Below are 14,884 nucleotides of genomic sequence, written 5' to 3'. Positions count from 1 at the left end.
TGGCCCCGGCCTCTGGCCGGGGCTAGAAACTCCCTTCCAGTGAGGCTATCAGGGTGTGGCGACGATAGTCGTAGCGGTCAATCCGGCTGTCATTGTCCTGTACCTGCCATTCTGCGCGAACCAGCCAGTTGCCAGTGAGCCGACGCTCGGCAAACACTCCTGCCTCGATCCGGCTATCAACTCGAATTTCGCTCACCAGGGCATTACCCTCGAGCAAGACGTGGGCATCCTGGTAGCGACTGTAACGGTATGCGCCGATCCACCCCAGAGTCAGATCCGGACGGAGACGGTAACGCCCCGTCAATTCCAGGGTGTGGTGCTGGGGCGACACGCTGATAAACTGGTCTCCGGCCCGAAAGTCCTTCCTGTCATTGACTTCCCATCGGTAGTCGCCGTCCAGCAACCAGCCCCTGAACCGGCGCATTGCGGACAAACGAAGCCGGTACCATTCGCCGTCGTAACCCTCGAAACCGTCGCCACCATCAACATGTGCCGCTGCCAGTGCGACCGAGCAGCGTTCCAGCACCATGAATCCACCACAGGCTGACCAACGCTGAAAACCTTCCACTCCGTAACGGCGCTCAAGCGCATCGGCATCGTACCAAGACTGACTCATGGTGAGGCTGGCCCCCTGGACCGACGACGCCAGGGTTCGTGACCAGATCAGTTCCCCCTGCAGAAGGGAGGTGTCGTATTCATCGTTGGCGGGGTAGTGACGGCCATAGGCGACGCCGCCAAGCCTTAGCCGGCCTTCGCCAAGCTCTCCAACCGTCGTTGAGGCGGCAGCCAGGACCTCACCAAAGATGCCCCCCTCACTGGTGGCAGAGGTGTCGGGCAAGCCGGCAATGTTGCTGTCGTAGCCGACGGAGGCCGCCAGGTAGCCCATACGTGAACCCCGGGAATAGTCCTCGGTGGCGTGGGGGGCCAGCTTTTCAAGCTGGACCTCGGCCAGCGCCCGAAGCTTTTCCGGCGTGCTCGGTGTCGCTACCCGCGCGAACCAGTGCCGCGCGGCGGGTTCTTTGCCCTGGGCCAGCGCGACAAGCCCGAGATTGTAACTGGCAAGGGCCTGGTGCTCCGTATTCAGAAGCTCATGAAAGGTCCGCTCGGCAGACTCATAGTCACCCAGACGGTAGTAAACCACACCCAGGTTGTAGACCAGCGAAACCGAGCTGAGACCACCGGCCCTGGCCGTCTCGAACGATTCGCGGGCCCCTTCCAGATCGCCCGACTGGAACTGCTCGACGCCAAACCTGAAGGTCTGAGCGGAAGAATCGTGTTCGGATGCAGCGACCCAGGAGGACGCCAGAGGAAGCAGCCAGCACAGAAGAGTTAGCCGAAATGCCAGCAAGGGTACTCTCCGGATCAACGAATGAGTCAGCAGGCTGGCGGAAGGACATACCAGCGCTACCGGGCGATAACGCTGGAGAGTATAGCAAGGAGGGCACTAAAAAAAGGGGAAGATCGCCTGACGATGCACAGACTCAGCCGATCGGATTACCGGTCCAGGCCTGGCGGGGTTTTACCCCGGATATCCTGTGCACGATCTTTTGCATCAGACGAGACCTCAGGGCGCTCAGGTTTCTGGGGAGCGTTAATTTTCTCCGGAAGCTCCGGCTTTTCCCGCACCGCGTCGACACTCCCTCTGGCGCCACGGGCGTCATCGGCAACAGACTGGCCGACTTCCCGACTGCTGTTCAGGCCATCTTGCGATGAATCCGGGTTCGACACCGATTTTCCCCTCTGCAATTCGGACGGGGTAGCCATGGGCAACTCAATCTCCCGGACGACGGATTCCGTTAATTCGGCATCGTCCAGAACCATGCGCATGGTGACATCAAGATCCTCTGCGGCCGCAGCGCCCAGGGACACAGACAATCCAGCGGCCATTACACAGGCACGAAGGAATACAGCAGTTCCCAAAGTACGATACATCACGACGATGGCCCCTCTTTCATTGGCATAGCGTTCTCACTCTCCGGAATCACTGCCCTGAATGTTTTCTGGCGATCACCGGTATCAAGCTTGGCAACCAGCTCTCCGGAACCGGGGAACAGAACCTTGAGAGGCAAGGACAAAACGTTCTCGCCGGCATCCAGGCTGACCTTCCAGCTCAACTCATGCTGGCCAGGCCAGGAGGCAAGCTCCACGTGGGGCGGCAGCTCAAGGGTCAGAGTGACATCTTCAAGCGCTTCACCCGAGCGGAAGGCCAGGCGGACGGTGCGCTCGGTCGGCTGACCAACCTCCGCCAGACTACTTTCGGGCTGACTCTCGCCCGCAGATTCAGCGCTCGCGACCGGCGTGTCCGGAGACGGTGACCGCTCGTCCAGCATCACACCCAGACCGATACCGAGTGCCAACGCAGCGGCTATCGCGCCACCCAGGACAGAGTGACTCCAGCCCTTGCCAGTCTCGGGCGCGCTACCGGTTGCCGCATCAAGCACCCGCGTCTCAAACCCACTCGACGGCGCGGGAATGGCAGCCTGGCGCCGTAGCGCACCGGTCAGAACCCGCTCGGATTCGAGCCAGTCACGACACAGCGAACAGGTGTGCAGATGCCGCGCAATCTCTTCAGTGCGTGCTTCTGAGAGCTCATTGTTGCTGTAAGCAGGTAGGCTTACACGAATTTCCCGACACAACATAGTCATTACCTCACTCTCCTACACGCCCGGACCCGGAGATTGGTTCCAGCTCCCGCTGCAATTTTTTTCGCAGCATTGCGCGGCATCGGTGCAGTCGGGATTTCACCGTACCGAGGGGTATTTCGAGTACCTCTGCAATGTCCTCCTGTCGCCAGCCATCGACGTCGTGCAGCAACACCAACGTGCGCTGGTCCGGAGAGAGTGTTTCCAGAACCCGGTCCAGTACCGGCCCCAGGCGTTCCTGCTCAAGCAGGGCCTCGGGACCTTCCTCCTCCGATTCGAGGCTGTCCAGCCAGTCCGCGTGGCTATCGCCATCAATCAACTCACTCAGTGGGCGATCGCCCTGACGGCCCTTGCGTCTGACCTGATCAATGAATTGTCGGTACAACACGCGGTTCAGCCACGGGCGGAGTTGTTCAACGGACTCGAGCTCTTCAAGCCTGGGGTAGAGTTTGACTACCACATCCTGAACGAGATCCTCGGCGTCGTGCTGCTGCCCCGCCAATCGATAGGCAAAACGGTACATCACCTCCAGATGTGGCTGCACAAGCGCTTCGAAACGCCGGGTCTTGGAAAGCCTGAACGGAACTAGGGACAAAACCGGTACTACCTGCGTGGTTTTTATTCGGCCCCGCAGTTTATAACAGTTACCTCCCCACTGCATTCACCGGCTGCTCCGGAAGCGGGTTCATGACTGAACCATGAGGAAACGTTAACAAAAATTGCGGAACTCTAAGGATTTCGCGAACGTGATAGTGACGTCACATAGCGATTTTTTTCGGCTATACACCAAGAAATAAACCAAGGGGGTTTATATGAAGCGTTCCATCCGTTTTTTCACCGTCTCAGCCCTGGCTGCAGGTATTGCCGCCTGCGGCGGTGGTAGCGATGGCTCAGGCTCAACCGGAACAGTTTCCTTTGACGTGACCGACGCGCCGGCCATGGAATTTTCCAATGTAACCGTGGCGTTCACCGGGATTTCCCTGAAACCCGAGAACGGCGAATGGGTCGAGTTCACTTTCGATGAGCCGAAAACCTGGGACCTCCTGGACCTGCAGGGTGGCATGAGCGAGCCGCTCATCACCGATGAAGAAGTGCCGGCCGGCCCCTACAGCGAGCTTCGCCTGCTTGTGGACACCGAAAGCTCTTTCCTCGTGCTGAAAGATCAACCCGACATCCAAAAAACCCTGGCAGTACCCTCTGGCGAGCAGAGCGGCCTGAAGCTCAAGGGTGACTTCCTGGTGGCAGCAGACACCACCACAGACTTCACCATCGACTTTGATGTCAGGAAGTCCATTGTGAACCCGCAAGGTGAATCGCTGGCAGACTACCTGGTTAAGCCGTCCCTGCGTCTGGTCAACAACCTGGAAGTGGGCTCGATCAGTGGTGAAGTGGATTATGTAACCATCAACTCCACCCGGTTGAACAGCGCCGAACTGGCCAACTGCTCAGATGGTTATGAAGGCTCCGCCTACGTCTATGAAGGCGCCGACGTAACGCCGACCGACATCAACGTGAACAGGGAAGAAGACATCGGTCCGTTGATGGCCATCCCGGTCACGGACGCCGATAACGACGGCATTCACTCCTACACTGCCGCGTTCCTGACTGCGGGCGAGTACACCGTCAGCTACAGCTGCCAGCTGGATGACAACGAGTCGGATGATTCTATCCAGTTCGAAGGTACGCAGAACGTGACGGTTGTTGTGAATACCGAAGCAAAAGCAGAGCCGATTCCGCTGGTGCAGTAACCAGAAGAATCCTCTGAACTGAAAAAGCCCCTGCCTTGGCAGGGGCTTTTTTTGTTAGAGCGCCGCAGCCCTCTCTTCGGCCTGATCTGCCCCCGCAACGTTACCACGGGCTCTTCGTATGTCCGCCAGCAATAACCAGCCCGCCCGTTGCATCTGGGCATCATTGCCAGCCAGCGAGAGACCTTTCAGGGTGAACTGCTCCGCCGCTCCCAACTGATTACTCGCCACATAAGCCTCTGAGAGCTTGAAGTAGACCTCGGCAGAACGGGGCGCAATTCGCTGGGCCCTCTCGAGCCGGGCGATGGCCGCAGGCGCGTCACCCCGGGCAAGCAGGCCGTCCGCCTCCCGAATCAGGCTGAGCGCGGCCGGAGACAGGCTCTCCCCGGAATCCCGGTAGCTTGGAGACGTACTGCGCGGGCTCGACTCCACCGGCTCGGACGTCTCCGGCTGCTCACTTTTTCGCCAAACCCTTGGCTCTTCGGGCTCACTCGTTGTTCGGGGCGGCTCCGGCGCCCTCGGTGCATCGCCACCAATGGGCACATAAATCGACTCTCCCGGCGACGAAGCACAGCCCGCAAGGGCAAGGAACGCCGTCATCGAACCGGCGCAAATCAGAAAACGCGTATTCATTGGAAAAATCCTTCAAACCAGCCTTGGATTCGACGCTGCAGGGTACCAGAACACGACACCGTTTGATCGGGTTCACTGCCGGCGATCAGTGGCACCAGCCGGGCATTGTCACAGTACTCGTCGGTCAACGCCTGCCTTTCGCTATTGACCCAGTGATAATTGACACCATCGGGAACGACCGGTGACAGGCCATGCTGGGGAACCCGGGCCATAAACCGCGACCAGACCGGCAGTGCGCCGCTGGCACCGGTCAACGACGTCGGGCCATTATCATCCCGGCCAACCCAGGCGACGGCGAGCAGATCGCCACTGAAGCCGGCAAACCAAGAATCGCGACCGTCGTCGGTGGTACCAGTCTTGCCTGCCAGGGCAAGCTCCTTCGGCAGCGTATAATAGGCTGACCGGCCGGTTCCTTCCTGCATGGTCTCCTGCATGGCGTACTGCACCAGATGCACCGCCGCCGGGTCAGCCACCTGATCAACTTCCAGGCTGTAACGGGAAAGCGCCTCACCACCGGAATCGGTTACTTCGCGAATGGTACGCAAGGGTGTATTGAAGCCGGATGTCGCCAGACCCTGGTACATCTGGGCCACGGTCACCGGATTCATGGACACCGATCCCAGCAGCATCGACGGATACTCGGAGATGCTGGAGGTGACCCCGAACTCCTGGAGGGTTTCCTTGACCACGTCCACCCCGATGTCCAGCCCTACGCGCACTGCAGGCAGGTTGTAGGAGTGCGACAGAGCCTCGTGCAGGGGTACCTCACCACGCTCCTTGGTATCGTAGTTCTTCGGTTCCCAACGCCGGCCATCATCAAACTCAAGGACAAAGGATTTATCGAGCACCGGCGTGATGAGTGTGTAGCGCTCGGGTTGCTCCAGGGCAGACAGGTAGATGAACGGTTTGATCAGCGAGCCGATAGGCCGATTGGCGTCGAGGGCCCGATTAAACCCGGCAAACTGGGGATCACGCCCACCCACCAGTGCCAATACCTCGCCGCTGTCCTTGGCCGTAACCACCAGCGCAGCCTCCAGCGCTTTCCGGGTTTCACCACTGGCCAGCCTGGGCAAGGTATCCGTCACCGCGTACTCTGCCGCGTACTGAATGGACGGATTGAGGGTCGTGAAGATGCGCAGCCCTTCGCTGCGAAGATCTTCCTCACGGTAATCCCGCGCCAGGTGTCGGCGAACCAGGTCGATATAGGCCGGATAACGGTTTTCGGAATAGGAGGGTTTTCCGCTGACCCCGAGTGGCAGCCCACGTGCGCGCGCCGCGCGCACGGAATCAATCAGGCCGGCTTCCTCCATTTCCGAGATCACGAGGTTCCGGCGCTCCGTGGCCCGGTCGGGATGGCGTCGCGGATTGTAGTAGCTAGGCCCCTTGACCATACCCACCAGGAGGGCAACCTGATGCACGTCCAGATCCTTCAGGGACTCCCCGAAATAGAACTGACTGGCCAGCCCGAAGCCGTTGATGCTGCGAGTGCCCGCCTGCCCCAGATACACCTCGTTCAGGTAGGTCTCAAGGATGTCCCCCTTCTCGTAATGCAATTCCAGAAGAATCGACATGAGGGCCTCATTGCCCTTGCGCAGCAGGGTCTGATCCCGGGTCAGGAAGAAGTTCTTGACCAGCTGCTGGGTCAGGGTGCTACCGCCCTGGACAATCTGCCCGGCGCGAATGTTGGCGAGCATGGCACGGGCTATGGAAAGCGGTGCGATTCCGAAATGGTCATAGAAGTTCCGGTCTTCTACCGCCATCAGTGTGGCCGGAAGCAGTGCCGGAACCTCCTCCAACTGCACCAGGATCCGGTCCTCCTTGTGGGACGGGTAGATTCCGCCGATCTGCGCCGGTTCCAGGCGCACAATGGGCGATGCTTCGCCGTTCAGCACCGAGAAATCCTGAACCCGGTCACCATAGATATTGAGCGCCAGCCGGCGCTTCGACTCGCTGCCATCCGGGAACCGGAATCCCCGGGTGCTGATGACAAAATGCCCGCCGCTGCGGCGATAGGTGCCGGCACGGTTACCATCCCCCTTGCGAAAGCCCGAGAGCTGGAGTTCCCGTTCCAGGGCGCCAGAACTGATACCGGCACCATCGTACAACTCCAGAGGGCGAGCGTAGACCCGGGAGGGCACTTCAAACCTTCGACCCTCAAAGCGCGAGGTAATAACCGCGTCAAGGTATACCGTCCAGCCAACCAGCAGAACGAATCCGATGGCGGCAAAACGGCCAAAGAACCGCCAGAACCATGGTCGGCGACCGTTCCTCGGTGACTTTCGGGGTGATTTCCTGCGTGATCTGGACGATGAGCTAGATTTTTTCATGACCGGATTATAACGAAGGCCATCGCAGTAAAGGCAGGCCAACTGTGTGTTATTTCTGTAATCTGGCGGCTATGATGGGCCGGTTAAAATTCAATGAGTTCAGGGAAAGTTAGGAGAACACCGTGAGCGAGACATCCTCAGAAATGCTGGTTCGGGCACTGCAGAATCCTGAGCTTTACGATCACCCAGTCAACGGATTTCAGGTCATTGAGACTCACATTTCGCAGGTTATCCTCACGGGTGACTACGCCTACAAAATCAAGAAACCGATGAATTTCGGGTTCCTGGATTTCTCGACCCTGGCCCGGCGCAAGCATTTCTGCGAGGAGGAGCTCAGGCTGAATCGCCGACTCGCCGAGCCACTGTACCTTGAGGTCCTGCCCATTACCGGCACACCAGACCAGCCAGTGCTTGGCGGGACCGGCGAGGCCTTCGAGTATGCCATCAAGATGCGCCAGTTCGGACAGGACCAGTTGTTCGATCGGTTGCAGGAGCAGGGCAACCTCGATCCCTCACTGCTGACGGACCTCGCCCGACAGGTGGCCGATTTCCACGACCGGCTGCCCACGGTCCCCGACGACAAGCCCCTGGGCACCCCGGAGGCGGTGTACGCCGCCATGCAGGAGAATTTTGACCAGATTCGTCCGATGATCGACGACAAGGACCTTCTGTTGCAGCTGGATAACCTCGAAGCCTGGACCGAGACCACCTTTGAACGGCACCGCGACCTGATTGCCCAGCGCCGGGCCAATGGCCTGGTTCGCGAATGCCACGGTGACCTGCACCTGGCGAATATCACGCGTTTTGAGGACAAGGTTACGGTATTCGACTGCATCGAATTCAATGAACCGTTCCGCTGGATTGATGTGATCAACGATCTGGCGTTTCTGCTGATGGACCTTGAGTCCCGACGGGAGCAGGCCCTCAGTAACTTGGTACTCAACACCTACCTGGAATACCGGGACGATTTCGACGCACTCCCGCTGCTGCCACTCTACAAGGCTTATCGTGCCATGGTGCGGGCCAAGATCGCCCTGTTCACCATGGGCAACCCGTCTTTGAGCGATGCGGAGAAAGCCGGGCTGATGCAGCGTTACCGTGATTACGCTCAGCTGGCCGAGGATTACAGCGCCATCCCCAACCCTTACCTGCTCGCCACCACGGGCCTGTCTGCCAGCGGAAAGTCCTGCGTGTGTTCGGCCATGGCCGGCGAACTGGGCCTGATACGACTGCGGTCAGATGTGGAGCGCAAACGAATCCACGGACTGGCTCCCCTTGCAAACAGCAAATCCCCCACCCGCGGCAACCTCTACACCCCGGAAGCCACGGAGAAAACCTACCGGCGCCTCGCGGATGTTGCCGGCAACCTGCTCGCGGCCGGGCTTCCAGTGGTAATAGACGCAGCCTGCCTGAAAGAACAGGAGCGTTCCCTCTTTGCCAAGGTCGCCGAAGAGCAGGCCGTGCCTTTCGCCCTGCTGCACTGTGAGGCACCGGAGGAATTGCGCCGGGAATGGATTCGCAAGCGTACGAACGACGCGTCCGAGGCGACCGAGGAGCTCCTGGACGAACAGCAGAGCTGGTTTGAGCCACTGACGACCGAGGAACGCAGTCACACCATCCACCTGCATACGGATCAGGAGCATGTGGCCGAGGCCGTCGCTGACCGGATTCGTCAACACTTCGGTTTTGGCCCGCGCTGACCGGGGAAGGATGCGTTCATGACCTCGACGCCAGCCAGCCCGTGGCAGCCAGTCTGCCGTCGGGACGAAATTACCGCGGAGCGAATCGTGGAGTTCCGCATTCAGCGCCCGAATGCGGAACCCGGCTCAATGCCACTGTCCGGGTTCCTGTTCCTGGACGGCGACGAGCTCCGGGCCTATGTCAATCAGTGTCCCCACCTGGGCATTGAACTGAACTGGATGCCCGGTCGGTTCATGGATTCCGACAACCTGTTCATTCAATGCTCGACCCACGGGGCGCTGTTCAAGCCCGGCACCGGCGAGTGCATCGCCGGCCCCTGCCAGGGCGACGCGCTGACCGCCCTCGATACAAGAATTGAAAACGGGGAGGTTCAGATCAGATTTCAAGAATGACCGGCACCGAATCGGTCAGGCTCATCACTCCCGTCGGGTTACCGCTCTCGCCCATTAGATCGGCCCGATAGGCAATCACCTCGACACCGGCGTCGCAGGCTTCCCTCAATAACTGTCCGTAGGTCGGATCAATATGGTCCGCCGGTCGAACGGTCTCGATGCCCGTGTGATTCACCACAAAAAACAGCACGGCCCGGTCGCCCGCGGTTACCTGAGCCATCAGTTCCCTCAGGTGTTTCTGCCCCCGGGTCGTCACCGCGTCGGGGAAAAAACCTTGACCGTTCTCCGCCAGGGTGACGTTTTTCACTTCCACCCAGGCATCCGGCTCGCTGCCATGCCCGGATAACAGAAGGTCGATACGGCTTTTCTCGGAGCCGTATTTCACTTCTGTCCGGCAAGATTCGTAGCCGGTGAGTTCGGCCACCCGGCCACTTTCCACCGCCGAGCGAGCCTGGGCGTTCGGCCGGACAGTATTGATGCACGCGAGCGCACCCGGCGCAGTTTCGACCAGTTCCCAGGTGAATTGCAGTTTGCGCTTCGGGTTATCACTCCGACTCAACCAGACCCTGGCATCGTCGGGCTGGCACCCGAGCATCGAGCCGGTGTTCGGGCAATGTGCCGTCACCTCGCTTCCGTCTGCAAGACGCACGTCTGCGAGGAAGCGCTTATATCGGCGAATCAGACGCCCTTCAACCAAAGGTTCTGGAAACTTCATGTGATCTCCGTACAAAAGTAGTTGTCACAAGGCTGGCACCCCCGTGACTAATCTGCTATTTTCCGCAAATTCCCGTTTTCAGGACGTCTGCTTCATCCAGGGTTCAACCGCTCAGCCACGGGGGCTCAGGCGGTGGGAAGCAAAGCGTTCTTGTGAAGTACAAACAAGAGGCCGGGTTCAATGGCAAACACTGCAGAACAACCACGCGAACGTTTTACTAACTTCACCCCTTACGAAATGAAGAAGGGTGAAGAGTACATGAGTGCAGACATGCTGGAGCACTTCAAGAATCTGCTGCGGCAATGGAAGCAGGAGCTGATGGAAGAAGTGGACCGCACCATGCACCACATGCAGGAAGATGCAGCAAATTACGCGGATCCCAGCGACCGCGCAACCCAGGAAGAAGAATTCAGCCTGGAACTGCGGACCCGCGATCGCGAGCGCAAACTGATCAAGAAAATCGATCAGACCATCGACCGTATCGACAAGGACGACTATGGCTTCTGCGACCAGTGCGGTGTCGAAATAGGCATCCGTCGTCTGGAAGCGCGCCCGACTGCAACCCTGTGCATCGACTGCAAAACACTCGCCGAAATTCGCGAGCGCCAGACCGGCATCTAAGCCAGGCCAACCCCCAGCAGCCGGCACCGCATTTATTGAGCGGCCGGCTGACTGACTGCCCATGACACCATCACGTTACCGGGGCCGTTTCGCGCCCTCCCCAACCGGCCCGCTGCACTTCGGCTCTCTGGTCGCGGCGTTAGCAAGCTATCTTGAAGCCCGCCAGCATCAGGGCATGTGGTTCATCCGCATTGAAGATCTGGACCCTCTGCGAGAGCCTCCCGAGGCTACCGGCCAAATTTTGCAAAGCCTTGAGGCCCACGGCCTGATGCCCGATGAGGCGGTACGCTTCCAGTCGAGACGGCACGACGCCTATCAGGCTGCCATCGAACGCCTGCTCGCCAGTGGCAATGCGTACCGCTGCGCCTGCTCGCGCAAAGAACTGAAACTTCATGGCGGCCGTCACCCCAATCACTGCCGGGAGGGCAACATCACGCCCGGTGATCGGCCGTACGCCATTCGCTTCGCGCTGAACGACGAGACCAGCCATTGGCAGGACCAGCTTCTCGGCCCCCAGGTCCAGCACGTTACGGCGGAACTGGATGATCCGGTGATTCTCCGCAAGGAGGGGTTCTACGCCTATCAACTGGCGGTGGTGGTGGACGACATCGGCCAGGGCATCACCGACGTGGTCCGCGGCTCCGACCTGCTGGACATGACCGCCCAGCAACAGCAGATCTACCGGGCGCTGGGCGCCGAGCCTCCCAACTGGCTGCACATTCCCGTAATTCTCAACGAACAGGGGCAGAAGCTGAGCAAGCAAACTCATGCACCGCCCCTTGATGACGACCACCCGGCGGAGAACCTGGTTCAGGCGCTGGACGCCCTGGGGCAGCAACCACCAGGGACGCTCGGCAAGGAGACTGTCGACACGATTCTTGACTGGGGCGTCAGGCACTGGCGGCGGGGAGCCATCCACCTGACATCAAGGTAAGCGACATGGTATAAAGCCTTTCACAAACCTCAGCGCGGATGGCATACCTGATGTATATCTACCGTCTGGTCTTCCTGTTGGTCCTGGCCATCTACATTTTTTCGCCGAACATCCTCGATTGGTGGACGTCACCGGGAAACGCTTGGTACAGCCCTTATGCGATCTGGGCCGGACTCATTGCCGTAGGCTTCTGGCTGGAATGGCGACGGGACCCCAATGAGTTTTAGCGCCGCCGGGCTGCTATTCGCCAGCCTGTTCTACCTGGTTATCCTGTTCGGCATCGCCTGGATCACCGAACGCGGCGTGCTGCCCCGACACTGGGTCAGGCACCCCCTGGTGTATACCCTCAGCCTCGGCGTCTATGCCGGCATCTGGGCCGTTTACGCGGCCGTCGGCGTGGCCGCCGAAACCGGCTACGGCTTCCTCGCCTATTACCTTGGTATCAGCGGCGCCTTCCTGCTGGCTCCGGTCCTGTTGAACCCGGTGCTGCGTATCGGCCGCGCTTACCAACTGACCTCCCTGGCCGATCTGTTTGCTTATCGCTATCGCAGCCAATGGGCCGGCACCCTGGTCACCCTGTGTTCCGGCGTCGCGATTCTGGCGCTGCTCAGTATGCAGATCCAGGCGGTCACCACGTCGGCCAGCATTCTGGCGCCGGACACCTCGCCCAACGTCATCAGCGTGATGTTCAGCCTCACCGTCGTGCTTTTTGCCATGCTGTTTGGCGCCCGCCGGGATCAGACCTCCGAAAACCATCAAGGGCTGGTCCTGGCTATTGCCTTCGACTCCCTGGTCAAACTGGTGGCCCTCCTGGTCCTCGGTGGTGTCATCCTGTTCAGCGTGTTTGGCGGCATGGACGGCCTCGATGCCTGGCTGCTCAGCAACAGTTCGTCGGCGACCACCATGACCCTCAACGTCGACGATGGCAGCTGGCGAGCCCTTATGCTGATGTCGTTCGCCGCCGCCCTGGTGCTGCCTCATATGTACCACATGACATTCAGCGAAAACCCCTCGCCGAAGGCACTTGCCAAAGCCAGCTGGGGGCTGCCCCTGTACCTGTTGCTGCTCGGCCTGCCGGTCCCGCTGATACTCTGGGGCGGCCAGGAATTGGCCGTCACCACCGGCTCAAGCTTTTACACCATTGGCACAGCCCAGGCGCTGGGCAGTCGCGGTCTGACCCTGTTCATGTTCATTGCCGGCCTGTCCGCCGCCAGCGGCCTGATGATTGTCAGCACCCTCGCCCTTGCGGGCATGGTCCTTAACCATGTGGTGCTTCCCCTGAAGACACCGCGTGAACAGGGTGACATCTACAGCTGGCTGCAGTGGATCAAGCGCCTGCTGATCGCCGTCATCATCTTTCTTGCGTTGCTGTTCCACGAAACCCTGGGCAAGAACCTCGACCTCTCAATCCTGGGTATCATTTCGCTCTCGGGGATGCTGCAACTCCTGCCCGGCGCACTCGGCGTCATTTACTGGCCGGAGGGCAACCGGCGCGGACTCATCGCCGGCCTTTTGGTGGGCCTGACGATCTGGACCGCCACCCTGGTTCTGCCGTTCTCCCACACGGCGAATCTGCTGGCCGTTCTGGGCGCTCCGATCATCCCGGATTACAGCAACTGGCACATCTTCGTCTTTGTCAGCCTGACAGCCAATGTCACGGTGTTTGCGCTGATCTCCATGCTGAGCACCAGCACCGGAGAAGAAGCCAGTGCCGCCCAGGCCTGCTCAATGGGGGCGCTCTCCCGCCCGCAGCGGCGGGAACTGCTGGCAACATCATCAATGGAATTCGCCAAGCAGCTGGCGGAACCGCTTGGCTTTGGTGTGGCCAAGCGCGAAGTGGAACGGGCGCTGGCGCAACTCAAACTGCCCAATGTCGAGTATCGCCCCTACCAGTTGCGCCGGCTGCGGGATCAGGTGGAAATCAACCTGTCCGGCCTGCTCGGGCCTTCCGTCGCACGGGATATGGTGAAGCGTTACCTGGGTTTCAAACCCATGACCAGAGGCGGCACCGCGCAGGACATCCGCTACGTGGAACGGGCACTGGGCGAGTACCAGAACCGGTTGACCGGCCTGGCCGGGGAACTGGACAACCTGCGACGTCATTACCGGCAAACCCTTCAGAACCTCCCCATTCCCGCGTGTTCTGTCGGTGAGGATGGCGAAATCCTGATGTGGAACAACGCCATGGAGAGCCTCACCGGCATCACCGCAGACGACGTGGTCGGTGCCCGACTGCTGGCACTGCCCGAACACTGGCACCTGCTGCTGGATGACTTCAACAGCGGCGAGGAGTTGCACCGGTACAAACACCGGCTCGACCTGCGGGGCAAGCCCCACTGGCTGAACCTGCACAAGGCAGCGCTCAGCGGCCCGGACCACCCGGAAGGCGGCAGTATCATCCTGGTGGAGGACCAAACGGAGACCAGGCTTCTGGAAGACGAACTGATGCACAGCGAGCGTTTGGCGTCTGTTGGTCGACTCGCCGCGGGGGTGGCCCATGAAATCGGCAATCCGGTAACCGGCATTTCCTCCCTGGCCCAGAACCTGAAACTGGAAACCGATAATCCGGACATACTCGACACCGCGGAACAGATTCAACAACAAACCCGCCGGATTTCCACCATTCTGCAATCGCTGATGAATTTCGCCCGTACCGGCAACCATGCGCAGGCCAACCACTACGAGCCAGTCACAATCCGACGCTGCGTGGACGAATCCATCAACCTGCTGTCGCTAAGCGACAAAGGCCTGCGCATCCACTTCATTAATGACTGCCCGGCGAACCTGCAAGTGCTGGGGGATGAACAGCGCCTCGTCCAGGTTTTCGTCAACCTGTTGGCAAATGCCCGGGACGCGTCCCCCGATGGCGGCACCATCCGGGTCAGTGGAAACGGTGACGGCTACTCCGCTATTATCGAGGTCATTGATGAAGGCTCAGGCATTCCCCAGGATCAGCTCGACCACATCTTCGAGCCGTTTTACACCACCAAGGCACCCAATAAAGGTACAGGGCTTGGCCTGTCGCTGGTGTACAGTATTGTGGAAGAACATTACGGTAACGTTCAGGTGGAAAGCCCGGCCGCTTCCGGCAAGGGAACCTGTGTACGCCTGAGACTGCCCGCCTTCGAACCGGAAACCGGCATTACGCCCATCAGCCAGAACGAAAGGTCATAA

At 59.9% G+C, this 14,884-nt stretch carries 14 protein-coding genes; 7 read left to right on the top strand and 7 right to left on the bottom strand.

All coding sequences use genetic code 11. From position 1 onward, the window contains the following. Positions 1-22: 22 nt before the first annotated feature. The 4 genes from QQF73_RS14835 to QQF73_RS14820 all read right to left on the bottom strand — a co-directional run bounded on the left by QQF73_RS14835 (position 23) and on the right by QQF73_RS14820 (position 3,237). Positions 23-1,348, bottom strand: coding sequence for a tetratricopeptide repeat protein (locus tag QQF73_RS14835; RefSeq protein WP_219868010.1), 1,326 nt, complete (start codon positions 1,346-1,348; stop codon positions 23-25). A 146-nt stretch (positions 1,349-1,494) separates the two neighbouring features. Continuing rightward, positions 1,495-1,869, bottom strand: a complete 375-nt coding sequence (locus QQF73_RS14830) for a hypothetical protein (RefSeq protein WP_219868009.1) — start codon at positions 1,867-1,869, stop codon at positions 1,495-1,497. A gap of 62 nt (positions 1,870-1,931) precedes the next feature. After that, positions 1,932-2,645, bottom strand: coding sequence for an anti-sigma factor family protein (locus tag QQF73_RS14825; protein WP_228743381.1), 714 nt, complete (start codon positions 2,643-2,645; stop codon positions 1,932-1,934). A 4-nt stretch (positions 2,646-2,649) separates the two neighbouring features. Beyond that, complete coding sequence (locus QQF73_RS14820) at positions 2,650-3,237, bottom strand: RNA polymerase sigma factor (protein ID WP_219868008.1); 588 nt, start codon at positions 3,235-3,237, stop codon at positions 2,650-2,652. Between the two features lie 217 nt (positions 3,238-3,454). On the opposite strand from QQF73_RS14820, the gene QQF73_RS14815 reads away from it, so the two are divergent. Continuing rightward, positions 3,455-4,390: a DUF4382 domain-containing protein gene (locus QQF73_RS14815; RefSeq protein ID WP_219868007.1), complete on the top strand. Its 936-nt coding sequence runs from the start codon at positions 3,455-3,457 to the stop codon at positions 4,388-4,390. Between the two features lie 54 nt (positions 4,391-4,444). Here the strand turns inward: QQF73_RS14815 and QQF73_RS14810 are convergent, their stop codons facing one another. Continuing rightward, a complete protein-coding gene (locus QQF73_RS14810) occupies positions 4,445-5,020 on the bottom strand; it encodes a tetratricopeptide repeat protein (RefSeq protein WP_219868006.1) in 576 nt (191 codons plus the stop codon). After that, complete coding sequence (mrcB, locus tag QQF73_RS14805) at positions 5,017-7,347, bottom strand: penicillin-binding protein 1B (protein ID WP_219868005.1); 2,331 nt, start codon at positions 7,345-7,347, stop codon at positions 5,017-5,019. Before mrcB ends, QQF73_RS14810 begins: the two co-directional genes overlap by 4 nt. A gap of 143 nt (positions 7,348-7,490) precedes the next feature. Between mrcB and QQF73_RS14800 the strand changes: the two genes are divergently transcribed. Together QQF73_RS14800 and QQF73_RS14795 are read left to right on the top strand one after the other, a co-directional pair. Then, a complete protein-coding gene (locus QQF73_RS14800) occupies positions 7,491-9,047 on the top strand; it encodes a bifunctional aminoglycoside phosphotransferase/ATP-binding protein (protein WP_425607962.1) in 1,557 nt (518 codons plus the stop codon). A gap of 18 nt (positions 9,048-9,065) precedes the next feature. Beyond that, positions 9,066-9,440 carry a Rieske (2Fe-2S) protein gene (locus tag QQF73_RS14795; protein WP_219868003.1) on the top strand — a complete coding sequence of 125 codons (375 nt, stop codon included), beginning with the start codon at positions 9,066-9,068 and terminating at the stop codon, positions 9,438-9,440. On the opposite strand, the gene sfsA is transcribed toward QQF73_RS14795, so the two are convergent. Continuing rightward, positions 9,424-10,155 (bottom strand): DNA/RNA nuclease SfsA, encoded by a 732-nt coding sequence (gene sfsA, locus QQF73_RS14790; protein ID WP_219868002.1) that lies wholly within the window; start codon positions 10,153-10,155, stop codon positions 9,424-9,426. The two genes, QQF73_RS14795 and sfsA, sit on opposite strands and share 17 nt — an antisense overlap. Before the next feature lie 180 nt (positions 10,156-10,335). Between sfsA and dksA the strand changes: the two genes are divergently transcribed. The 4 genes from dksA (at position 10,336) to QQF73_RS14770 (ending at position 14,884) form a co-directional block, all read left to right on the top strand. Next, positions 10,336-10,776, top strand: coding sequence for an RNA polymerase-binding protein DksA (gene dksA, locus QQF73_RS14785; RefSeq protein ID WP_219868001.1), 441 nt, complete (start codon positions 10,336-10,338; stop codon positions 10,774-10,776). Between the two features lie 61 nt (positions 10,777-10,837). After that, positions 10,838-11,710, top strand: coding sequence for a tRNA glutamyl-Q(34) synthetase GluQRS (gene gluQRS, locus QQF73_RS14780; RefSeq protein ID WP_285368658.1), 873 nt, complete (start codon positions 10,838-10,840; stop codon positions 11,708-11,710). Between the two features lie 50 nt (positions 11,711-11,760). Beyond that, positions 11,761-11,937 (top strand): hypothetical protein, encoded by a 177-nt coding sequence (locus tag QQF73_RS14775; RefSeq protein ID WP_219867999.1) that lies wholly within the window; start codon positions 11,761-11,763, stop codon positions 11,935-11,937. Next, a complete protein-coding gene (locus QQF73_RS14770) occupies positions 11,927-14,884 on the top strand; it encodes an ATP-binding protein (RefSeq protein WP_285368657.1) in 2,958 nt (985 codons plus the stop codon). Before QQF73_RS14775 ends, QQF73_RS14770 begins: the two co-directional genes overlap by 11 nt.

It is taken from the genome of Marinobacter albus (genome assembly GCF_030238305.1).
GTDB classification, from domain to species: domain Bacteria; phylum Pseudomonadota; class Gammaproteobacteria; order Pseudomonadales; family Oleiphilaceae; genus Marinobacter; species Marinobacter albus.
The sequence above is the reverse complement of the archived record's forward strand: the minus strand, read 5'-3'. Positions and strand labels throughout refer to the sequence as shown.